Source organism: Microbacterium sp. LWO14-1.2 (genome assembly GCF_038397715.1).
Taxonomy (GTDB): domain Bacteria; phylum Actinomycetota; class Actinomycetes; order Actinomycetales; family Microbacteriaceae; genus Microbacterium.
In genome coordinates, this window is record NZ_CP151633.1 from 404459 (window position 1) to 425395 (window position 20937).

20 protein-coding genes and 1 tRNA gene are annotated in these 20937 nt (G+C 68.5%); 7 read left to right on the plus strand and 14 right to left on the minus strand.

Annotated elements, in window-relative coordinates; genetic code table 11:
- The first annotated feature begins 7 nt into the window (after positions 1-7).
- Positions 8-577 (plus strand): serine O-acetyltransferase EpsC, encoded by a 570-nt coding sequence (gene epsC / locus MRBLWO14_RS02080; protein ID WP_341934825.1) that lies wholly within the window; start codon positions 8-10, stop codon positions 575-577.
- Between the two features lie 11 nt (positions 578-588).
- Here epsC and MRBLWO14_RS02085 read toward each other — a convergent pair whose 3' ends face one another.
- The 6 genes from MRBLWO14_RS02085 to lysA all read right to left on the minus strand — a co-directional run bounded on the left by MRBLWO14_RS02085 (position 589) and on the right by lysA (position 7954).
- Complete coding sequence (locus tag MRBLWO14_RS02085) at positions 589-993, minus strand: hypothetical protein (protein ID WP_341934826.1); 405 nt, start codon at positions 991-993, stop codon at positions 589-591.
- Positions 994-1024: 31 nt separating this feature from the next.
- A complete protein-coding gene (gene prfA / locus MRBLWO14_RS02090) occupies positions 1025-2104 on the minus strand; it encodes a peptide chain release factor 1 (RefSeq protein WP_341934827.1) in 1080 nt (359 codons plus the stop codon).
- 11 nt (positions 2105-2115) lie between these two features.
- The gene (rho, locus tag MRBLWO14_RS02095; RefSeq protein WP_341934828.1) at positions 2116-4029 is read right to left on the minus strand and encodes a transcription termination factor Rho; all 1914 of its coding nucleotides are present in this window, start codon (positions 4027-4029) and stop codon (positions 2116-2118) included.
- A 212-nt stretch (positions 4030-4241) separates the two neighbouring features.
- The gene (thrB, locus tag MRBLWO14_RS02100) at positions 4242-5177 is read right to left on the minus strand and encodes a homoserine kinase (RefSeq protein ID WP_341934829.1); all 936 of its coding nucleotides are present in this window, start codon (positions 5175-5177) and stop codon (positions 4242-4244) included.
- On the minus strand, positions 5174-6481 hold the full coding sequence (locus MRBLWO14_RS02105) for a homoserine dehydrogenase (protein WP_341934830.1): 1308 nt from the start codon (positions 6479-6481) through the stop codon (positions 5174-5176). The genes thrB and MRBLWO14_RS02105 overlap by 4 nt, the downstream gene beginning before the upstream one ends.
- Before the next feature lie 60 nt (positions 6482-6541).
- The gene (gene lysA, locus MRBLWO14_RS02110; protein WP_341934831.1) at positions 6542-7954 is read right to left on the minus strand and encodes a diaminopimelate decarboxylase; all 1413 of its coding nucleotides are present in this window, start codon (positions 7952-7954) and stop codon (positions 6542-6544) included.
- A 151-nt stretch (positions 7955-8105) separates the two neighbouring features.
- Here lysA and MRBLWO14_RS02115 point away from each other — a divergent pair, with 151 nt between their 5' ends.
- Entirely contained in the window at positions 8106-9143 is a 1038-nt protein-coding gene (locus tag MRBLWO14_RS02115) for a YihY/virulence factor BrkB family protein (protein ID WP_341934832.1), read from the plus strand.
- 26 nt (positions 9144-9169) lie between these two features.
- On the opposite strand, the gene MRBLWO14_RS02120 is transcribed toward MRBLWO14_RS02115, so the two are convergent.
- Positions 9170-10024: a DUF2993 domain-containing protein gene (locus MRBLWO14_RS02120; RefSeq protein ID WP_341934833.1), complete on the minus strand. Its 855-nt coding sequence runs from the start codon at positions 10022-10024 to the stop codon at positions 9170-9172.
- 40 nt (positions 10025-10064) lie between these two features.
- Entirely contained in the window at positions 10065-11729 is a 1665-nt protein-coding gene (gene argS, locus MRBLWO14_RS02125) for an arginine--tRNA ligase (RefSeq protein ID WP_341934834.1), read from the minus strand.
- 70 nt (positions 11730-11799) lie between these two features.
- Here argS and MRBLWO14_RS02130 point away from each other — a divergent pair, with 70 nt between their 5' ends.
- Together MRBLWO14_RS02130 and MRBLWO14_RS02135 are read left to right on the plus strand one after the other, a co-directional pair.
- Positions 11800-12606 (plus strand): SGNH/GDSL hydrolase family protein, encoded by an 807-nt coding sequence (locus MRBLWO14_RS02130; protein ID WP_341934835.1) that lies wholly within the window; start codon positions 11800-11802, stop codon positions 12604-12606.
- Between the two features lie 16 nt (positions 12607-12622).
- Positions 12623-12695, plus strand: a tRNA-Arg gene (locus MRBLWO14_RS02135).
- Between the two features lie 240 nt (positions 12696-12935).
- Here the strand turns inward: MRBLWO14_RS02135 and MRBLWO14_RS02140 are convergent.
- Complete coding sequence (locus MRBLWO14_RS02140) at positions 12936-13115, minus strand: hypothetical protein (protein ID WP_341934836.1); 180 nt, start codon at positions 13113-13115, stop codon at positions 12936-12938.
- A 209-nt stretch (positions 13116-13324) separates the two neighbouring features.
- Here MRBLWO14_RS02140 and MRBLWO14_RS02145 point away from each other — a divergent pair, with 209 nt between their 5' ends.
- A complete protein-coding gene (locus MRBLWO14_RS02145; RefSeq protein WP_341934837.1) occupies positions 13325-14137 on the plus strand; it encodes an aquaporin in 813 nt (270 codons plus the stop codon).
- Positions 14138-14174: 37 nt separating this feature from the next.
- On the opposite strand, the gene MRBLWO14_RS02150 is transcribed toward MRBLWO14_RS02145, so the two are convergent.
- Both MRBLWO14_RS02150 and MRBLWO14_RS02155 read right to left on the minus strand, forming a co-directional pair.
- On the minus strand, positions 14175-15251 hold the full coding sequence (locus MRBLWO14_RS02150; protein ID WP_341934838.1) for a hypothetical protein: 1077 nt from the start codon (positions 15249-15251) through the stop codon (positions 14175-14177).
- A 96-nt stretch (positions 15252-15347) separates the two neighbouring features.
- Positions 15348-16184, minus strand: coding sequence for an alpha/beta hydrolase (locus tag MRBLWO14_RS02155; RefSeq protein ID WP_341934839.1), 837 nt, complete (start codon positions 16182-16184; stop codon positions 15348-15350).
- A 309-nt stretch (positions 16185-16493) separates the two neighbouring features.
- Between MRBLWO14_RS02155 and MRBLWO14_RS02160 the strand changes: the two genes are divergently transcribed.
- Both MRBLWO14_RS02160 and MRBLWO14_RS02165 read left to right on the plus strand, forming a co-directional pair.
- Positions 16494-17303: a helix-turn-helix transcriptional regulator gene (locus tag MRBLWO14_RS02160; protein WP_341934840.1), complete on the plus strand. Its 810-nt coding sequence runs from the start codon at positions 16494-16496 to the stop codon at positions 17301-17303.
- A gap of 21 nt (positions 17304-17324) precedes the next feature.
- Positions 17325-17696, plus strand: coding sequence for a DUF488 family protein (locus MRBLWO14_RS02165; RefSeq protein ID WP_341934841.1), 372 nt, complete (start codon positions 17325-17327; stop codon positions 17694-17696).
- On the opposite strand, the gene MRBLWO14_RS02170 is transcribed toward MRBLWO14_RS02165, so the two are convergent.
- The 3 genes from MRBLWO14_RS02170 to MRBLWO14_RS02180 form a co-directional block, all read right to left on the minus strand.
- Positions 17691-18821 carry an FAD-dependent monooxygenase gene (locus tag MRBLWO14_RS02170; RefSeq protein WP_341934842.1) on the minus strand — a complete coding sequence of 377 codons (1131 nt, stop codon included), beginning with the start codon at positions 18819-18821 and terminating at the stop codon, positions 17691-17693. The genes MRBLWO14_RS02165 and MRBLWO14_RS02170 overlap by 6 nt on opposite strands.
- Before the next feature lie 103 nt (positions 18822-18924).
- On the minus strand, positions 18925-20238 hold the full coding sequence (locus MRBLWO14_RS02175; RefSeq protein ID WP_341934843.1) for an MFS transporter: 1314 nt from the start codon (positions 20236-20238) through the stop codon (positions 18925-18927).
- Entirely contained in the window at positions 20192-20908 is a 717-nt protein-coding gene (locus tag MRBLWO14_RS02180; protein WP_341934844.1) for an alpha/beta hydrolase, read from the minus strand. The genes MRBLWO14_RS02175 and MRBLWO14_RS02180 overlap by 47 nt, the downstream gene beginning before the upstream one ends.
- Positions 20909-20937: the final 29 nt, after the last annotated feature.

The following is a 20937-nucleotide window of genomic DNA, read 5'->3' on the forward strand; positions in this document are numbered from 1 at the left end:
CCGCCCGATGAACGTCATCGGTCGACTGCGCGAGGACATCGCCGCCGCGCGTCTCCGCGATCCCGCGGCCCGGAGTTCCGTCGAGGTCGCGCTGCTCTATCCAGGACTGCACGCGATCTGGGCGCACCGCGTCTGGCATGCGCTGTGGCGCCGTCGACTGCGGCTGCTCGCCCGCGCCGGCTCGCAGATCTCCCGGTGGCTCACGGGCATCGAGATCCACCCCGGTGCACGCATCGGACGACGGTTCTTCATCGACCACGGCATGGGTGTCGTGATCGGCGAGACGGCCGAGATCGGCGACGACGTCATGCTGTACCACGGCGTCACGCTCGGCGGACGGACGCGCGACTCGGGCAAGCGGCATCCGACGCTCGGCGACGGCGTCGCTGTCGGAGCGGGCGCGAAGATCCTCGGCCCGGTGACGATCGGGGCGCACTCGGTGGTGGGCGCGAACGCCGTCGTCACCCGCGACGCACCGGCCGACAGCATCCTCGTGGGCGTCCCGGCGAAGCCCCGAGGCCGCACTGTCGGAGAGGACACGAGAGCACTGCTCACCGCACCCGAGTACTCGATCTGAATCGGGCCGAGTCAGCGGCGGCGGCGGCGCTCCTCGTCGGGCTTCTTGAGGAACAGCCGCGGCAGCAGCACGCTGCCCAGGGCGGTGATGATCCACACGATCAGCGCGCCGAGCAGCCAGCCGGACGCGTCGACGATGCGGAGTCCGCCGACAGGCAGCAGCACGACCACCACGAGGGCGACGAGCGTCGAGATGATCCCGATACCGCCCATCAACACGGGCGCGTAGCGGTCGGCGAGTCGGCTCGCGATCGGAGCGAGGATGCTCTGCACGATCGCGAAGACCACGATGCAGACGACGAATCCCCACCACCGGTCCCACTGGATGCGGAACCCGTCGAGCAGGAGGTCGGCGACGATCAGCCCCAGGGCGGCGGACGCGAGGTACATCACTGCGCGGAACAGGAAGGTGATCACGGCCCGAGCCTAGCGCTCGGTCCGCGCGGGGTCAGCCCTCCGAGCCGACAGCGGCGAGCCGGGCCTCTTCGTCGGCCTGGATCGCGCTCTCGATGATGGGCTCGAGCGCGCCGTCCATGACCTGGTCGAGGTTGTAGGCCTTGAATCCGGTGCGGTGGTCGGCGATCCGGTTCTCGGGGAAGTTGTAGGTGCGGATGCGCTCCGAGCGGTCCATGCCCCGGATCTGCGACTTGCGTGCGTCGGATGCCGCGGCGTCCAGCTCCTCCTGCTGCTTCGCGAGGAGCCGCGCACGGAGCACGCGCATGGCGGCCTCGCGGTTCTGCAGCTGCGACTTCTCGTTCTGCATGGAGACGACGATCCCCGTCGGCACGTGGGTGATGCGCACCGCCGAGTCGGTCGTGTTCACCGACTGACCCCCGGGCCCCGACGAGCGGAACACGTCGATCTTGAGGTCGTTCTGGTTGATCTCGATCTCGTCGGGCTCGTCGACCTCGGGGAACACGAGCACGCCAGTGGTCGAGGTGTGGATGCGGCCCTGCGACTCGGTCGCCGGCACACGCTGCACGCGGTGCACTCCACCCTCGTACTTGAGGTGGGCCCACACGCCCTGCGCGGGGTCGGACGACGACCCCTTGATCGCGACCTGCACGTCTTTGTAGCCGCCGAGGTCGGACTCGTTGCGCTCCAGGAGCTCGGTCTTCCACCCCTTCGATGCGGCGTACTGCACGTACATGCGCAGCAGATCGGCGGCGAACAGTGCCGACTCGGCGCCGCCCTCCCCCGCCTTGATCTCCATGATCACGTCGCGCGCGTCGTCGGGATCGCGCGGGATCAGCAGACGACGCAGCTTCTCCTGGGCGGCCTGCAGCCCCTGCTCGAGCACCGGCACCTCGTCGGCGAACGCCTCGTCCTCCCGCGCGAGCTCGCGCGCGGCCTCCAGATCGTCGGATGCCGCGACCCACGCCTCATGCGCCGCGACGATGCGCGACAGCTCGGCGTAGCGCCGGTTCACGCGCTTGGCGCGTGCGGCGTCGGCGTGCACCGCCGGGTCGGAGAGTTCCTCCTGCACCCGGCGGTGCTCGTCGATCAGAGTCTGGACGGACTCGAACACGGCGGATCCGCTCAGCGGATGTTGTTGTCGTGCCCGTGGCCGCCTGCGGGCAGCGTCGGGATCGACTTCTGCATCTGCACGAGGAACTCCACGTTCGAGTGGGTCTCCTTCAGCTTGCCGAGCACGACCTCGAGGGCCTGCTGCTGGTCGAGGCCGGCGAGGGCGCGACGCAGCTTCCAGGTGATCTTGACCTCGTCGGCCGAGAGCAGCATCTCTTCGCGGCGGGTGCTCGACGCGTTGACGTCGACCGCCGGGAAGATCCGCTTGTCGGCCAGCTGGCGCGACAGACGCAGCTCGCTGTTGCCGGTGCCCTTGAACTCCTCGAAGATGACCTCGTCCATCTTGGATCCGGTCTCGACGAGGGCGGTGGCGAGGATCGTGAGCGATCCGCCGTTCTCGATGTTGCGCGCAGCGCCGAAGAAGCGCTTGGGCGGGTACAGCGCCGACGCGTCGACGCCACCCGTGAGCACGCGGCCCGATGCCGGAGCCGCGAGGTTGTAGGCGCGGCCGAGACGCGTGATCGAGTCGAGCAGCACGACGACGTCGCGGCCCAGCTCGACGAGGCGCTTGGCGCGCTCGATCGCGAGCTCCGCGACCGTCGTGTGGTCCTCTGCCGGGCGGTCGAAGGTCGAGGCGATGACCTCGCCCTTGACCGAGCGCTCCATGTCGGTGACCTCTTCGGGCCGCTCGTCGACGAGCACGACCATGAGGTGCACCTCGGGGTTGTTCTGCGCGATCGCGTTGGCGATCTGCTGCAGCACGATGGTCTTGCCTGCCTTGGGCGGTGCGACGATGAGGCCGCGCTGGCCCTTGCCGATCGGTGCGACGAGGTCGATGATCCGCTGCGTGAGCTTCTCGGGCGCGGTCTCGAGGCGCAGGCGCTCCTGCGGGTACAGCGGCGTGAGCTTGCCGAACTCGACGCGCGTGGCGGCGTCGTCGACCGACAGGCCGTTGATCGAGTCGACCTTCACGAGCGCGTTGTACTTCTGACGGCCCTGCTGCTCGCCCTCGCGCGGCTGCTTGATCGATCCGACGATCGCGTCGCCCTTGCGCAGGTTGTACTTCTTCACCTGGCCGAGCGAGACGTAGACGTCGCTCGGACCCGCGAGGTACCCCGTGGTGCGCACGAACGCATAGTTGTCGAGCACGTCGAGGATGCCGGCGATCGGGATCAGGACGTCGTCCTCGCCGATCTCGGTCTCGAACTCGTCGGTCGGAGCTCCGCCGCGACGCTTGTTGCGCTGGCGGTTGCGGCCGTTGCCGCCCTGCTCGTCGTCAGCCGGAGCGCTCTGCTGCTGCTCCTGCTGACCGTTGCCGTTCTGGCCGCGTCCGCGGTTGCGGCTGCGGTTGCGGTTACGGTTGCGGCCGCCCTGCTCCTCGCCGCCCTCGGCGTTGTCGGAGCCGGCGTCGCCGGACGGCTGAGCGTCGGCCGGAGCGGACTCCGCGGGCTTCTCGTCGGCCGGGACCGACTCGGCGTCGGCGGCGGGCTTCTTGGCGGTGCGACGACCGCGCCCCTTCTTCGGCTCGTCGGTCTGCTCCGGCGCGTCGGCGGCGGCAGCGGCAGCTGCGGCCTCGGCGAGCTTGTCGTCGGTCGCCGGCGCCGCGGGGGCCTCGGCGGACTCGGCCGCGGGCTCGGCGTCGGCCTTCTTCGCGCGGCTGCGGCGCGGGGCCTTCGCCTTGGGCGCCTCTGCGTCGGCAGCGGGCGCCGCATCGGCGGCAGCTGCCTCGGATGCCGGGGCCGCGTCCGCGGTCTCGGCGGCCTTCTCGGCCTTCGCCGCCGCGCTGGCGGTGGTCGCCCGTCGCGGGGCGCGCTTACGGGCCGGCGCCGCCGGGGCCTCGGTCGCGGTGTCGGATGCCGCGGCGGACGCCGGGGCTTCGGCAGCCGGAGCCGCCTGGTCGTTCTGGGTCTCGGAGAAGTTCTCCACGAGTGCTCCCTCTTTGGTCTCGAAGACATGAGCGGTACACGCGCAACGGGTGCTGCGCGCGATCGCACGGGCTGACGCTCGGCGCCGGCCGACCTCAGCACTGTGCTCCCGGGCCGACGACCTCTCGGAAGAGACGGCGTACTGGGAAGATCAGTGCATCAGGGGTTCACGTGCGGGTCTTGCAGAGTTGCAATGGGGCCAGATTCACGAAACTACGTGGAGCCCTCCGCTCGGTTCCCCACTGTACCACCACGGACGTCGACCGCGAGCAGCAGCGCCTCCCACGGGGTGTCGGTCGTCGAGGCGGCGAGTTCGGCGGCATCCTGGCGGCTTCCCGGGCCGTCCGCGAGGACGAGCACGCTCGGCCCCGCGCCCGACACGACGGCGGCGAAGCCCGCAGCCCGCAGCGCCTGCACGAGCCGCTGCGTCTCGGGCATCGCCTCGGCACGGTAGTCCTGGTGCAGGCGGTCGGCCGTGGCGTCGAGGAGCAGCTCGGGACTCTGCATGAGAGCCGCGATCAGCAGCGCCGAACGCGACACGTTGAACACGGCATCCGCCGTCGACACCTGCGGCGGCTGCAGCGACCGGGCCTTCGACGTCGACATCGTGTACGACGGGACGAGCACGAGCGGGGAGACGCCGCGGTGCACGAGCAGCTTCTTGTGCTGCGGTCCCCGTTCGCCCATCCAGGCGATCGTGAGGCCGCCGAACAGAGCGGGCGCGACGTTGTCGGGGTGCCCCTCGATCTCGGTGGCCAGGCGCAGCATGTCGGCGTCCTCGAGCTCGACGTCTCCCTCGAGCAGCCCCTTGGCGGCGAGGATGCCTGCGGTCACCGCGGCTCCGGACGAGCCGAGGCCGCGCCCGTGCGGCACGCCGTTCTCGGCGACGATGCGGAGGCCGGGCATGTCGCGCGCGACGTCGGCGTAGACGTGGGCGATCGTTCGCACGATGAGGTTGGACGCGTCGCGCGGGATCTCCTCCGCCCCGGATCCCGACACCTCGATCTCGAGCTCGCCCGCGGGCAGCTCGGTCACCAGCAGGGTGTCGTAGATGCTGAGAGCGAGACCGAGGGTGTCGAAACCCGGGCCGAGGTTCGCGCTCGTCGCGGGGACCGTCACCTCGACGGTGCGACCGAGGCCCACCGTCACTCGCCCTCGACGCGCAGCACCGACACCACGCGCTCGACCACGGCGCTCTCGGCGAGGGCGTCGACGGTCGCGCTGAGCGCCTGCTCGGTCGCGCGGTGGGTGCCGATGACGAGGCGGGCCGTGGGCTCTGCCTCCCCCTCGACCGTCTGCACGACCGTGGCCACGGAGACTCCGCCGTCGCTGAGGATCCCGGCGACCGTGGCGAGCACGCCCGGTGCGTCGGAGACCTCGAGCGTGATCTGGTAGCGGGTGGTGACGTGACCGATCGGGACGATCGGGAGGTTCGCGCGCGTCGACTCCCCCACGCCGACACCGCCGGCGATGTGGCGGCGGGCGGCGGACACCACGTCGCCCAGCACGGCCGAGGCCGTCTGCACTCCGCCGGCGCCCGCGCCGTAGAACATGAGCGACCCGGCTGCCTCCGCCTCGACGAACACGGCGTTGTTCGCGCCGTGCACCGAGGCGAGCGGGTGCGACTGCGGGACGAGGGCCGGATACACGCGGACGGAGATCGACTCGGAGCCCTCGGCCTCGAGGCGCTCGCACACCGCGAGGAGCTTGATGACGAAGCCGGCGGAGCGGGCCTCCTCGATCATCGACGCGGTGATGGAGGTGATGCCCTCGCGGTGCACCGCGTCGAGCGGGACGGCGGTGTGGAAGGCGAGGCTTGCGAGGATCGCCGCCTTCTGCGCGGCGTCGTATCCCTCGACGTCGGCCGTCGGGTCTGCCTCGGCGTATCCGAGGCGCTGCGCGTCGGCGAGGACGTCCGCGAAGTCGGCGCCCTCGGTCTCCATGCGGTCGAGGATGTAGTTGGTCGTGCCGTTGACGATGCCCATGATGCGCACCACGCGATCGCCGGCGAGCGAATCGCGCAGCGGGCGGATGATCGGGATGGCGCCGGCGGCGGCGGCCTCGTAGTAGACCGACGCGCCGACGCGGTCGGCCGCCTCGAACAGTTCGGGGCCGTGCGTGGCGAGCAGCGCCTTGTTCGCCGTGACGACGTCTGCTCCGGAGCCGATCGCCTGGAGGATGCTCGTGCGCGCCGGCTCGATGCCGCCGATCAGTTCGATCACGATGTCGGCGCCGACGACCAGCGACTCGGCGTCGGTCGTGAACAGCTCCCTGGGCAGCTCGACGTCGCGCGGGGCGTCGACGTCGCGCACCGCGATTCCCGCCAGTTCGAGCGCGGCGCCCGCGCGGTCGGCGAGCTCGTCGCCGTGCCGCAGCAGAAGGGCGGCGACCTGGGAGCCGACCGCGCCGGCGCCCAGCAGCGCCACCCGAAGTCGTCGGTACTCAGTCGTCATTGCTTCTCCTTCGGAGGGTGGATCGATGGTGCTCTGCGTGAAGTCCGGCGCGAGGGCCGGTCACGGACGCTCGGCGTCCGCCGAGGGGATCCCGGCGTCGCGGGACAGGATGTCGGCGATGGTCTCGCCGCGGACGATGACCGTCGACCGTCCGCCGCGCACGGCGACGATCGGCGGGCGGGGGACGTGGTTGTAGTTGCTCGCGAGCGACGCGCAGTACGCGCCCGTGGAGGGCACGGCGAGAAGGTCGCCCGGTGCGACGTCGTCCGGAAGGTATTCGTGCTCGACGACGATGTCGCCGGACTCGCAGTGCTTGCCGACCACGCGGCTGAGCTGCGGAGCCCCGATGCCCGCACGGGAGGCCAGTCGCGCGGAGAACTGGGCGCCGTAGAGCGCGGGGCGGGCGTTGTCGCTCATCCCGCCGTCGACGCTGAGGTAGCGCCGGACGACGCCCGCGCCGAGCTCGACGTCCTTCGTGGTGCCGACCTCGTAGAGCGTCACCCCCGCCGTGCCGACGATCGCGCGACCGGGCTCGAACGACAGGGCGGGCATCGGGATGCCGCGCGCGGCGCACCCCTCCGCCACGGCCGAGACGATCTCGGCGGCCAGGGTCTCGATGGGTGTCGGGTCGTCGACACGGGTGTAGGCGATCCCGAATCCGCCCCCGAGGTTGAGCAGGGGCACCGGACCGCCCTCGAGCAGCGACGCGTGCAGTTCGAGGACGCGCGAGGCGGATTCGCGGAAACCGGCGACGCCGAAGATCTGCGAGCCGATGTGGCAGTGCAGTCCGGCGAAGTCGAGACCCTCGATCTCGCGGATGCGCGCGACGGCCTCCTCGGCCTCGGCGAGGGGGAAGCCGAACTTCTGGTCCTCGTGCGCTGTCGCGAGGAACTCGTGCGTCTCGGCGTGCACGCCGCTGATGACGCGCACCAGCACGCGCTGCGTGGAACCGGTGCGGGCGACGATCGCTGCGAGACGCTCGATCTCGATCGCGCTGTCGACGATGATCGTGCCGATCCCGACCTCGACGGCGCGCTCGAGCTCCGCCACCGACTTGTTGTTGCCGTGGAACCCGAGGGATGCCGGGGCGACGCCCGCCGCGAGGGCGACCTCGAGCTCGCCGCCCGTGCAGACGTCGATGCGGAGTCCCTCGTCGACCACCCAGCGGGCCACCGAGGTGCAGAGGAAGGCCTTGCCGGCGTAGTAGACCTGCGCGGTCGTGCCGTTGTCGGCCGCCGCTCGATCGAACGCGGTGCGGAACGCGCGGGCGCGGTCGCGAACCTCGTCCTCATCGATCACGAGCAGCGGCGTGCCGTACGTCTGCGCGAGAGAGGTGGCCGGGATGCCGGCGAACGTCAGGACGCCGTCTCCGTCGCGCGCAGCGGACGCCGGCCAGACCGCCGTCGCGAGGTCGTTGACGTCGTCGGGGGCGACGAGCCATTCCGGGGCGGGCGAGTCGGCAGGGGAAAGCAAGGATCACCAATCGTGGGGCGGGTCTCGGGCCGGAGCGGGCACGGCGAGTTGACCCCGATTCTAGGGCACCGCCCATGCCGCATCCGTCATGGTGACCCTCCGCGTCAACCCCTTGGGAGGCCCGCGCCGTGCCTCGTAGGGTGAAGGCGTGATGAGTTCAGAGACCTCCGCCACCGACGACGCCCGACCCGGGTTCATCCAGCGCGTGAGCTCGGCCGCCATCCGGTGGGCGCTGCAGCGCCGCGCGGTGCGGTCGTTCCTCCTCTACTCCGAACGGCGGGGTCCGATGCTCGCCGACAGCGTGACCTACCGCGCCCTGTTCAGCGTCTTCGCCGCCGTACTGCTCGGATTCTCGATCGCAGCGCTGTGGCTGGCGGGGAACCCCGACGCCTGGCGCGCCATCATCGATGCGGTGCAGTCGGTCGTGCCCGGTCTCATCGGCGAGGGCGGTGTGATCGACCCCGCCGATCTCCGTGAGCCGATCTCGCTGTCCGTCGCCGGCATCATCTCCTCCGTCGCCCTGCTGGGGTCGGCGCTGGCCGCGGTCGGGTCGCTGCGCACGGCGATCCGCGTGGTCGCCGGCACGGCGCACGACGACGTCCTCTTCATCTGGGTGATGCTGCGCAACCTGCTGCTCGCGATCGGCATCGGCGGGCTCTTCGCCACGGCGGCCGCCGTCACGTTCGTGAGCCGGATCGGCATCTCGTGGATCAGCGGACTGCTCGGGATCGCGGAGGACTCCGCGGCGGCGACCTGGAGCATCCGCATCGCTTCGCTCGTGATCGTGTTCGCCCTCGACACGGTGCTCGTCGCCGGGGTGTTCCGCATCCTGTCCGGCGTCCGCGCATCGGCGAAGTCGCTCTGGGCCGGCGCGCTCATCGGCGGCTTCGGCCTGGTGGTGCTGCAGGAGCTCTCGAGCCTGTTCGTGGGCGGCGCGACGAGCAACCCGCTGCTGGCCTCGTTCGCCTCGCTGCTCGCCCTGTTGATCTGGCTCAATCTCTCGACGCAGGTGATCCTCGTCGCGAGCGCGTTCATCGTCACCTCCGAGGAGGAGCGGCACGATCGGGTGCGCGCCCGCTTCGCCGCGACGACCTTCCCGCAGCGTCGCGTGCAGCGCGCCGAGGTCGACGTGGCGATCGCCACGGCCGAGCTGCGCCGGGCTCAGGAGGCGGAGCGCGAAGCGCGCTGAGCCCGCCGATCGTTCGGCGGGCGGCGTCAGCTCTGCGGGCAGACGCCCTTGTCGAGCAGGGCGGAGTCGGTGGCTATCGCCCCGTCGACGTCCACGTCGATCACCGCCTCGCTGCCCTCGATCTCGAGGCCGGTGATCGTGATCCCCGCGGGGAGCTGATCCGCGATGCACACACGCTGCGTCTTCGTGATCTCCTCGCCGAGCGACCCCAGCGACGAGCCGACCTGATCGGCGTCGACCTGGAGACCGCCGATCGTGAGTCCCACCGGAGTGAGCTCCAGGTCGCCCTCCGCGACGCCGGGCGTGACGGTGAGCGAGATCGGGATCGGGATGCCGAGGACCGTGACGGATCCGGAGACCGTCGCGTTCGGGGCGTCGAGGGCGACCGTCTCAATGGGCAGGTCGGTGCGCCCGATGAGCGTCGTGAACTGCGACTCGTCGATGCGGATCGTCCCCTCGGCACCGGCGAGGTCGCCGCCGCGCAGCGGGACGCCGGACGCCGTGACGTCGACTGCGCCGGTGATGCCCTCGAGCGTGACGGAGTCGGTCGACAGGTGCAGGGTGTCGAGGCGTCCGCCGATGAGCTGCGGGAGCAGGATGCCGTCTGCCTGCACGTCGAGCTGCTGGTCGGCGGGGAGGTCGAGCTGCTCGATCACGATGGATCGGACGACGCCGGGGAGCATCGACCGCACGACGAGTTCCGCCGCGACGGCGAGCAGAGCGAGCACCACGACGACGATCAGCAGCACCCACGGCCAACGGCGACGCCGACGGCGCGGTGCGGCCACTGCATCCGTCCCGTCCGTGCCGCCGGGGATGACGAGCGTCGGATGCTCGGCGTCGGCGTCCGGGTACGGCAGGGTGCGGTTGTCGTCGCTCATGCTGCCATCCTGCCGTATATCGGTCGGACGCCGAGCGGCGTCACATGCGCTCTGGCGCCGACACCCCGAGCAGGTGGAGACCGTTGCGGAGCACCTGTCCCGTGGCGTCATTGAGCCACAGACGCGTGCGGTGAACGCTTTCGATCGGCGCGTCTCCGAGCGGGATCACGCGGCAGTTGTCGTACCAGCGGTGGTAGAGGCCGGCGAGCTCCTCGAGATAGCGCGCGACGCGGTGCGGTTCGCGCACCTCGGCGGCGAACGCCACGATGCGGGGGAACTCCTGCAGCGCGCCGAGCAGGGCCGCCTCGGTCTCGTGCGTGAGGGTCTCGGGGGCGAACTCCGACCGGTCGACGCCCGAGTCGGCGGCATTGCGGCCGACGTTGTGGGTGCGCGCATGCGCGTACTGCACGTAGAACACCGGATTGTCGTTGCTGCGCTTCTGCAGCAGCTCGGGGTCGAGGGCGAGCGGCGAGTCGGCGGGTGAGCGCTCGAGCGAATAGCGCAGGGCATCCGTTCCGAGCCATTCGCGCAGGTCGTCCATCTCGATGATGTTTCCGGCACGCTTGCTGAGGCGGGCGCCGCCGATCGAGACGAGCTGGCCGATGAGCACCTCGACGTTCTTCTCGGGGTCCTCCCCCGCTGCGCCGGCGATCGCCTTGAGGCGGTGCACGTACCCGTGGTGGTCGGCGCCGAGGAGATACAGCTTGTACTCGAACCCGCGGTCGCCCTTGTCGAGGTAGTAGGCGGCGTCGGCGGCGAAGTAGGTGTACTCGCCGTTGGAGCGGCGGATCACGCGATCCTTGTCGTCGCCGAAGTCGGTGGTGCGCACCCAGACGGCGCCGTCCTGGTCGAAGACGTGCCCCTGCTCGCGCAGACGGTCGACGGCCCGGTCGACGAGGCTGACGCCGCTCGCATCCTTCGCGTGCAGGCGGCGCTCGGAGAACCAGACATCGAACTCGACGTTGAACTTCGCGAGCGACTCCTTCTGCTCCGCGAGCTGGAACTCGTACGCCAGCTCACGCGTCACGAGCACCTGCTCGTCGTCGGGCAGGTCGAGCAGGTCGGGGCGCGCCGCCAGCACACGCTCGGCGAGATCGCCGATGTAGCTGCCGGCGTATCCGCCCTCAGGGGCGGGCTCGCCCTTCGCGGCGGCGAGCACGGAGTGCGCGAACCGCTCCATCTGCACGCCGGCGTCGTTGATGTAGTACTCACGGGCGACCGTCGCGCCGGAGGCCTCCAGCACGCGCGCGATCGCGTCGCCGAGCGCCGCCCAGCGCGTGTGCCCGATGTGGAGGGGGCCGGTGGGGTTCGCACTGACGAACTCGATGTTGATGCTCTGCCCCGCCTGCGAGTCGTTCGAACCGTAGGCGTCACCCGCCTCGACGATGACCTTCGCGAGAGCGCCGGCCGCAGCGGCTCCGAGGCGGATGTTGATGAACCCGGGTCCGGCGACCTCGGCGCTGTCGACGCCCTCGACGCCGCCGAGCCCGTCGGCGACCTGCTGAGCGAGCTCGCGCGGGTTCGTCCCCAGCTGCTTCGCGAGGCGCATCGCGATGTTGGAGGCCCAGTCGCCGTGCTCTCGGTTGCGCGGGCGCTCGAACACGATGTCGGCGGCGGAGACCGGGAGCGGCTCGCCCGGACGTCGTTCCTCGGCGATCGGTGCGAGGACGGCGAGGAGGGCTTGGGCGAGCATTTCAGGAGTCATAGACCTCCCAGTTTACGGCGCGTCGCAGCGTCGAATTTGCGCTGGCGGGAACGTGATCTACAGTCATGCCATGCAACCCGCCTCCGCCCGTCGCCGCCTGCCCGTCGCAGGGGTCGTCATCGCCGTGATCCTGGCGGTCGCGGCGGTCGCTCTCGGCGTGTGGCGGCCGTGGACAGGGACCCCCTCGACGGAGCCCGTCGGCGCCGCCGCAGCGGGCGACGACGTCGTCGCGATCGCCCCCGCTCCGCTCGCGCTGCCCGAGCACCCGACCGTGCTCGTGTTCGGGGACTCCTGGACGTACGGATCCGCCGCGAACGTCCCCACCGAGGGCTACGCGTACGTGCTCGCCGAGCTTCTCGACGGCGAGACCATCGTCGACGGCGTGCGCGGGAGCGGCTACCTCAAGCCCGGGATCGACGGACCCGCCTTCGGCGAGCGCATCGCCGCCCTCGATCCCGCGCTCGACCCCGACCTCGTCATCCTGCAGGGGTCGATCAACGACCGCGAGCAGGGCGCCGCCGGATACCGGGATGCCGTGAACGCGGCCTGGGACGCGATGGCGGCGAAGTACCCGGCGGCGACCATCGTGATCCTCGGCCCCGCTCCGCACGAGCTGCCCGTCGGCGCCGGGACCGCACGCATCGACGCCGACCTGTCGGAGCTCGCCGCTGCACGCGGCTGGTGGTACATCTCCCCCGTCGCCCAGAACTGGATCACCGACCAGAACTACCTCTCGGTCATCGACGTCGAGGTCGGGCGCAAGCATCCGTCCACCGACGGGCACCGCTACCTCGCCGAGAAGGTGGCTGCGGCGCTGGCCGAACTCGGCGACGCGCCCGTGACGGAGGCCGGGTCGGAGCCCACCGCCGACCAGTGATATCGTCGTTCGGTACGCCTCCGTAGCTCAGTGGATAGAGCGCCGGTTTCCGGTACCGTAGGTCGCAGGTTCGACTCCTGTCGGGGGCACACACATCGGGTTGTACGCGGATGGTATGTGGATAGGTACGCGTAACCCCCAAGTACGAGAAAAGCCGCCTGGTTTCAGGCGGCTTTTCTCGTTGCTGCTCAGTGGGGATCTCTGTTGCTGCGCTCTAAATGTGCCGCGGGAACAGAAAAGGCCCGAAGACGGACGCCGGTACCCGAGATTGGGCATGCTGCCGCCGACCTTCGAGCCGGTGATCTGAATGGGTGTAGCGAACCCGCCTGCTACGTGCGGACGGGATTTCGTTTCGCTCGACCACGCTGGTGCGTGACGCGCTGCTGCGGAGTGCTGCGACGAGGCTTGCGCTGCTTGGCACGCGGTGCGGCGATGCCAGCCTCGTGGTCAAGACCGTCTTCAACCTTCTGAGCCGCGAAGTCGATGATTTTGTCGAGGTTCGCAGCCACGACAGTCATCGTGGCCAAGAAGTACTGCGCTGCGGAGCCGCGCAGGGCTTCACGTCATCGCTCGCGATGCGATCTGAACACCCGTCGAACGACTGCTCGTCACATCTCGGAACAGCCTTCGGTGATCCCTCAATAGCGTCGGAGTATCAGGGCGCGCGACAGACGCGTGCTCGATTTTCCGGCGTCCGCGCCGAGGACGGATCGCCTTCATGTCTACCCCTAAGCCTGCTCTCCGGCACCGGCCGCACCCGCACCCTCTCGGGAAGCCGCCGGCAGCGCCCTTGCGGCTCGCAGCTGCAGCGGAAGCGGCAGGCACCTTCGTACTCGTCTTCGGTGTCATCGGAGCAGCAACGTTCTCGGCGTCGTTCGCGAAGTCGGACATCGCGGTGAACGTCGGGTTTCTCGGTGTGGCGTTCGCGTTGGGGCTCAGCGTTCTTGTCGGCGCCATAGCGTGGGGGCCTGTGTCGGGCGGTCACTTCAACCCGGCGGTCACGGTGGGGCTTGCTGCCGCGGGATTCTTCTCGTGGCGCCGCGTGCCTGTGTACATTGCGGCGCAGATCGTCGGCGGACTAGCCGCGTCGACGGCGTTGGTTCTCGTCGCCGCCGGTACCGGCCCGGGATTTCTTGCTGACGCGCGGAAGGGCGGCTTCGCGTCGACAGGTTGGGGACCGCTCTCACCCAGCGGCGCCTCGTGGGAAGCCTCGTTCCTCATCGAGATGGTGACGACGGCCGTTCTCATGGCGGTCGTCCTCGCCGTCTCCACTCGACGCACGGATGCGACACTCGCGCCGCTGGCGATTGGATTCACCCTGACAGTCGTGGCGCTCGTCGCGATCCCGATCTCGAACGGCTCGTTCAACCCCGCGCGTTCGATAGCCACGGCCATCTACGGAGGCCCTGTTGCGCTCGAACAGCTGTGGCTTTCGCTCGCGGCGCCGACACTCGGCGCAGTACTCGTCGGCCTCGCAGTAACGGCAGTTCGCCGTCTCGCTCCGCGCGCGAGAAGAAGCTCCTACGTGTGACCAGGACGCTACCTTCCGCGCGAGGACGCGGTGATGCTCAGGCCGCGTCGACGGCCTTCTTCTCGCGGTGGGTTCGCACGACGGTGAGCACGACCGGTGTGGCGTACTGGACGACCTTCAGCGCACCGTTCGCGATCTGGAGGCGGCGCTGCGCAGCAGCGTCGCTGGCCATCTTCAGACCGATCTGAATGCCGCGTTCGACTCCGGCGGCAACGCCGCGATTGAATGCGAGGCCGTAGACAGGACTGCCCATGTGTGTGCTCCCCAGGTTGAGTGGTGCTGACGAGCATAGTGAGGTGCGGGTGCCACATGGCCGTGAAAGTACTGGGACTTCAGATCGGCGGCGGTTGACCGCAGGCGCATCGTCGTTCACCGGTGGCACCGGCCGCCGAGCGGCGCGCACCCCGACCTTGTACGCATGCATCTCTCGTCGCGCGAGCCGAACGCTAACGAACCATTCGCGGATTGTTCGCCCTAGCCTGCGGCGTCGAACGTCGTCGACAAGCATCAGCCACCCCACTCGAGCTGCCCGAACTCGCTGAACGGTCTTGCTGTCAGAGGGGTCCGACACGAGCAACCATCGCTGCACCTGCACATGCGGGCTGGAGCGTGGCTCCGCGAGCTCGCCGACATTGTTGTGCAACACCTCGGAGAGGACCGAGCGCCGTTGTTCCGGGTATGCCCATTCCCGCGTGAGCCGCTGCGCACGAGCGAGCGTCAGCTCGTACTCCGTGTGCGCCGCGGGTTCCATACGCCCGGCCGACGACATAGGAAGGAGTCGCTCCGCGGTGTGACCCAGCTTTCGGAGAAAGCCCTCAAGCTCGCCTCGCTGACGTTGCGCGCGGGGCGACGTGACGCGGCTGCTCCACAGTCGGACAGCTTCGCCGTAGCGACGGGCAAAGTCTGAGCGGTCTGGTCGATCTTGACCTCCGGCGACCGATAGCGCTGAGACGGCGAGGGCGAACTCGTCTCCGACAGACCGGTCGAGCTGGAAGTCACGATTGGAGCGAGCCTCGCGGCTGGCGTCGCGTGCGATGACCAATCCGACCAGAGCAAGGATCACCGACAGCAGAGACGCGATGACCTGGATCCAGGTCGCGAAGGCGTTGTCCACAGACGAACAGTATCGTCAGGACGTCGCATTCTTCCTTCAAGAATGCAGAAGAGGTGCACCCGGATCCCGGGTGCACCTCTTCTACTGCGACGCTTCTTACTTCTGGATGAAGGCGAGGAGGTCAGGGTTGATGACGTCGGCGTGCGTGGTCAGCATGCCGTGCGGGTAGCCGGCGTAGAGCTTCAGCTCCGAGTTCTGGAGGAGCTCGTGCTGCAGAAGCGCGGCGGCCTTGTAGGGAACGACCTGGTCGTCGTCGCCCTGCATGACGAGAACGGGGACCGTGATGGCCTTGAGGTCTTCGGTCTGGTCGGTCTCGGAGAAGGCCTTGATGCCCTCGTAGTGAGCCAGTGCGCTGCCGGTCATGCCCTGACGCCACCAGTTGGCGACGACCGGCTCGGACACCTCGACGCCGTCGCGGTTGAAGCCGTAGAACGGGCCCGACGCCACGGCCTGGAAGAACTCGGCACGGTTCGCGGCGAGAGCGGAACGGAAACCGTCGAGGACCTCGATGGGCGTGCCCTCGGGGTTGATGTCGGACTTCAGCATGATGGGCGGCACGGAGGAGACGAGCACGGCCTTGGCGACACGCCCCTGGGGCTGGCCGTACTTCGCGACGTAACGGGCGACCTGGCCGCCGCCGGTGGAGTGGCCGATGTGGATCGCGTTCTTCAGGTCGAGGTGCTCGACGACGGCGTTCACGTCGCTGGCGTAGTGGTCCATGTCGTGGCCGGTGCTGATCTGCGAGGAACGGCCGTGGCCGCGGCGGTCGCTGGCGACGACGCGGTAGCCCTTCGAGAGGAAGTAGAGCATCTGCGCGTCCCAGTCATCGGACGACAGCGGCCAGCCGTGATGGAACACGATGGGCTGGGCGTTCTTGTCGCCCCAGTCCTTGAAGTAGATCTCTGCGCCGTCTTCGGTGGTGATGTATCCCATGATGAATCCTTTGTCATGTCGTCGAACGAGCAAGCCCGCGCGACTGGTGGGTAGTTTGCGCCTCGACGATGTGGCGACTGCATTCACGGTAACTTTCGGGCGTCCGCGACGCCTCCGACAATTGCCGACTCCCGTTGCTACGTCTATCCGAACCCGAGAGGTGGCACGCCGAGCACGACATTTCTTGAGGGGATACGGAGCGTCCGGACAGGTGATGTGGGCATGCCCTCGTCTTTCGTACGGTGAAGCGTCCGTACTCCTCGCACCACGACGTGCAGGGAGGGAAATTGGTTGCATTCAGGGAGATCGGTGAGCGGTAACAAGAGTGTTCTGGGGAACTTTCTGCGTGCGCGGCGCGCGCACGTCCGGCCGGTGGACGTCGGCCTTCATCCGGCTGACGGCAGACGAGTCTCCGGACTGAAGCGGGAAGAAGTGGCGATGCTCGCCGACATCAGCCTGGAGTACTACATCCGGCTCGAGCAGGGACGGGGAGCAGATCCCTCCACCAAGGTCGTTCGCGCTCTCGCCCGCGCGCTGAATCTGGACGATGTGTGCGTCGAGTATGTCAATCGCCTCACCGGGAGGGTCGATGAGCAGCGGCAGATGATCCCGCCCGAGAAGACCTACATCATGCGTGAACTTCTCGACACGTGGGCACATATCCCGGCGTACATCACGGACGGGAACCTCGACATCGTCGCTGTCAATGAACTCATGCACTCCTTGAGTGCCGGGGCCATCAGCCCCGGAGCCAACGCTGTTGTCGTCCACTTCGCTCCCGAGAACAAGCGCCAGATCGTGAACTGGGAGGAACTGGCGGCGCGGGGTGTCGCGACCCTCCGCTTCCTCGGAGACCGCTCCTCCGCGCGGTACGACGAGATCGTTCGTGAGCTGTCAGCGGATCAGGACTTCATGAAGCTGTGGGAGCTGCACCAGGTTGCTCGCCCGTCGGACTTCGACTCTCACCTGCGCTTGGATGGAATCGGTGAGATCCAGATGCGGGTCCATAACTTCGAAGTGCCCTCTTTGCCGTTCCATACGATGACCACCCAGTCCCCGAAACCAGGCTTCGAGGTGCTCACCACTACCTCAGGTGCCCGCGAGACAGCCTTCGCCTGAGCCCCGCACGGAAGGCCACTCATGCCGAACATCCTCATCAAGCACGCATATGACGCAGCTTCCACAGGCGACGGCTACCGGGTTCTCGTGGACCGCCTGTGGCCGCGGGGCGTGTCGAAGGAACGTGCCGCTCTCGACGAGTGGCTGAAAGACATCGCGCCGTCCCCCGATCTGCGGACGTGGTGGAACCATGACCCTGAACGCATGGCAGAGTTCGCCGCTCGGTACGACGCGGAGCTGGAGGAGAACACCACGACTGTCCAGCACCTGCTCGACGTCGTGCACGCGCACGACACAGTCACCTTGATCTACGCAGCCCACGATCCTGCGGTCAACCATGCCGTCGTCCTCCAGCGCTTCATCCAAGAGCGCATGACTGCCGCCGAGTCATAGGGGCAGCTGTTCGCCAAGACTCATCCCGTACCGCGCGATGTCCCTGGCCACCGGCAGCCGCTGCTCGCTGTACGAGACGAGTGCAGCGCCGATGGGCGATGAGTGAAGCGCACGGGTGAGAGCAAGCGCATCACCGGCGGCTTTCGACGCGCCCATCGCGGTGTGCGGACGCACCACCGCTGCCGCGTCCCCGAGAAGCACTGCGCGATCTCTGACGAGACGAGGAGCGACGTAGTCGAGCACGCCCTGGAGGAAGGGTCGAGGCTCCATCGCGATTACTTCAGCGAACTGCGGTGGCAGGCGATGGCGGGCAGCTTCACTCAGTTGTGTCGTGACGTCCGCCGGCGTCTGCCCCGGGGCGAGAGACGTAGATGTGGATGAGCGGCCGGAGGCAGCCATCAGCGTCGATAGATCCTCTGAGCTCATCGAGCGGTACCAGACCCAGTTGTACCGACGGCTCCCCGGCTGAGTCTGCCCCTCGGGTCCGGCGACGAGATATCCGAGCGCGTGCTCTCCCGGTCCCGTGTAGAACGTCATCCGCCGAAACAGGGTGTCGGCGGCACCGGCGGGGACGAGGTCTTCAGGGATGAGACCGCGCCAGATGGCATACCCGACGTACGCAGGTTCACCGCCTCCTGGCGCAATGAAACGGCGCACGTGCGAGTGCGCTCCATCTGCTCCGACCAGCAGGTCAGTCTCATATCGTTCGTTACCCGCGGTGAAGGAAATGACGTCGACGCCCGCCCGGACGCCCGTTACCGGGCTGTCCAGAACATACCGAGAGTCGGGGATCACCCCGCGAAGACCGTCGTAAAGCCGGTCCCACGATAGCTGCGTCTGCTCGGCGCGTTCTCGGTAACGAATCGCTCCTCGCAGGTCGAGGGTGATCCGTTCGACGGACGTTACGCCAGGCACCGTAGCCGGTGGTACGCCCGCGGCGTCGAGTGCCGTGAAGATCTCGTCCTGTGCAACGAGCCCGGCGCCTCGCGTGCGGAGACCATGCACTGACTCCTCGTACACCGTGACGTCGTGCCCGAGCCGGTGCAGCATGGCAGCTGCGAATAGTCCCCCGATGGAGCCGCCGGCCACGGCGATGCGATGCGCGGATGCGGAGAAGTCGCTCATGTGGCCACGGTATGTGTCGCGATGCACCAACTCATGCGACAACTGACGGACGGTCCTTCGACCATGAGTCAAGAGCGCGCGCGAACTGCCAGGGACACCGACGCTAGGACGGTTGGTCGGCGACCGGGAGGAAAGCCTGCACCACGGTCAGGAGAAGGACGACCGCGCCAGCGCCGACGAGAACCGCGTCCGTACCGACGACAACAGCTACGGCGCCGCTCGCCGCCGACCCCACCGCGGTACCCCCGTAGAGGACCAGTTGGTAGATCGACAGACCACGCGTGCGAACGTGTTCTGGCAACGACGCCTGTACGACCGCGTTCACAGTAGCGATGACGCCGATCCACCCTGCACCGCCAGCAACGAGCGCGAGGAAGATGACCCACAGGTCTCCCGTGAAAAGCAGGGCGCACAACCCCAGGCTGAAGAGCGTCATCGATGCGAGCAGTACGCCGTTCACTCCCCATCGGTCACGGGCTAGCGCCACGAGAGACGCTCCGACGATGGTGCCCAGGCCCAGGACCCCAAGAAGTAGCCCGTAGCCGTCTGCTCCGAGACCGAGGGTTCGCTGAGCGAACACGGGGAGCAAAGCCCAGAGAGCATTGGCCGGCACGAGGAAGATCGCCAAGCGGATGCAGAGGGAGCGCACCAGCGACGAGCGGAAGACGAAGCGAAGCCCCTCGCGTAACGCGTGCAGAAACGGCTCGCGACGAATCTGCGGAGCTCGGTAGTTGCGCCAGGCGAGGAGGGAGCCCAAGTAGATGACGAACGAGGCGGCGTTCACGATGAACACCGCGGTGATCCCGAACTGCGCGATGGCGAGCCCGGCGACTGCCGGACCTGCCGCGCGCGCGACGTTCACGCTGATGGACGACAGTGATGCCGCGTCCGCGACCTGCGCGCGCGGCACGATGTCCGAGATGACTGACTGTGCTGCTGGCATCTGCACGGCGGACGCAGCACCGAGCACGCACGTGAGGGTAAGGAGTGTGCTCGCTGGGAGATCGTCCCCAGCTGACATCGCTACCAATGCCAGTGACGCCCCCAATTGCACGACCTGCGTGACGAGCATCACCGTGCGACGATTCAGGAACTCGCCAAGCACTCCCGATGGCAGCGCCAGTAGCAACACGGGCGCTGCTGAGGCCGTTTGCACGAGGGCGACGACAACAGGTGAGCTGTCGTCGGCAACGAGTTGCCATTGGGCGCCGACAGTCTGCATCCAGATGCCGATATTGCTGACGAATCCGGCGACCCACAGCATTCGGAATGCCGGAACCCTCAGCGGCGCCAATGGCCCATCGCGCCCCGAACGCGAGGACACACGCGTCCGGGGCGCGGCGACGGTCACGTCAGCACCGAAGCCAAAGTCAGGGAACCGCGTTGGCCGCGTCGATGATGAAGGGTGCGACGTCACCAGGATGGGTGTGCATGATGAGGTGCGGACCTGGTAGCTCGATTACCTCGAGTGCTGAGGCTCGTTCGAGGCCGAAACGCACAACGTCCGGGTTGACGATGTGGTCGGCGGTAGCAACGATGCCCCACGTCGGACGTGAGCGCCAGGCTGCGTGCGTGGCCCTCTCGTCGAGCACCGCGGCGTCCAGCGGCCGTTGGGTGACGGCGAAGACGGCAGCTTCATCGGCCGGGATGCCGAGGGCAGCGAGGAAGGGGAACTCGTCGATGGCGACGGACACCTCGCGCCGGGTCGCGCCGTCTGCAGTGGCGTAGGGCCGGTAGTCGAAGAAGTTTGCGGCGTCCGATGCCGGGAAGCGCTGACGCAGGTCGGCTGCGCTCTCATCCACATCGAGGATGAAACCGGCCACGAAGACCAGCCCGCGAACGTTCTCGGCAGTCCCCGCGACGGAGGCGACGGTCGCGCCGTAGGAGTGGCCGACCAGCAGGACAGGACCATCGATGTTCTCTACAAACGACCGCACATACGCCGCATCCGCCGCGAGACTCCGGTTCGAGATGGCGGGAACACGCACCTCGATGCCCGCCCCCATTATCCGCATCGCCACCGGCGACCAGCTCGCTCCATCAGAGAACGCACCGTGCACCATCACGACGGTCGGCTTCTCGCGCATATTTCACTCCCTCAGTCCCCGAGATCTCC

Coding starts and splice junctions, on each gene's coding strand:
- MRBLWO14_RS02180 (WP_341934844.1), bottom strand. CDS start 20,908: ATGCGCGAGAAGCCGACCGTCGTGATGGTGCACGGTGCGTTCTCTGAT.
- MRBLWO14_RS02165 (WP_341934841.1), top strand. CDS start 17,325: ATGCCGAACATCCTCATCAAGCACGCATATGACGCAGCTTCCACAGGC.
- MRBLWO14_RS02105 (WP_341934830.1), bottom strand. CDS start 6,481: ATGACGACTGAGTACCGACGACTTCGGGTGGCGCTGCTGGGCGCCGGC.
- MRBLWO14_RS02170 (WP_341934842.1), bottom strand. CDS start 18,821: ATGAGCGACTTCTCCGCATCCGCGCATCGCATCGCCGTGGCCGGCGGC.
- MRBLWO14_RS02130 (WP_341934835.1), top strand. CDS start 11,800: ATGCAACCCGCCTCCGCCCGTCGCCGCCTGCCCGTCGCAGGGGTCGTC.
- MRBLWO14_RS02120 (WP_341934833.1), bottom strand. CDS start 10,024: ATGAGCGACGACAACCGCACCCTGCCGTACCCGGACGCCGACGCCGAG.
- argS (WP_341934834.1), bottom strand. CDS start 11,729: ATGACTCCTGAAATGCTCGCCCAAGCCCTCCTCGCCGTCCTCGCACCG.
- MRBLWO14_RS02155 (WP_341934839.1), bottom strand. CDS start 16,184: ATGGGATACATCACCACCGAAGACGGCGCAGAGATCTACTTCAAGGAC.
- epsC (WP_341934825.1), top strand. CDS start 8: ATGAACGTCATCGGTCGACTGCGCGAGGACATCGCCGCCGCGCGTCTC.
- MRBLWO14_RS02145 (WP_341934837.1), top strand. CDS start 13,325: ATGTCTACCCCTAAGCCTGCTCTCCGGCACCGGCCGCACCCGCACCCT.
- MRBLWO14_RS02115 (WP_341934832.1), top strand. CDS start 8,106: ATGAGTTCAGAGACCTCCGCCACCGACGACGCCCGACCCGGGTTCATC.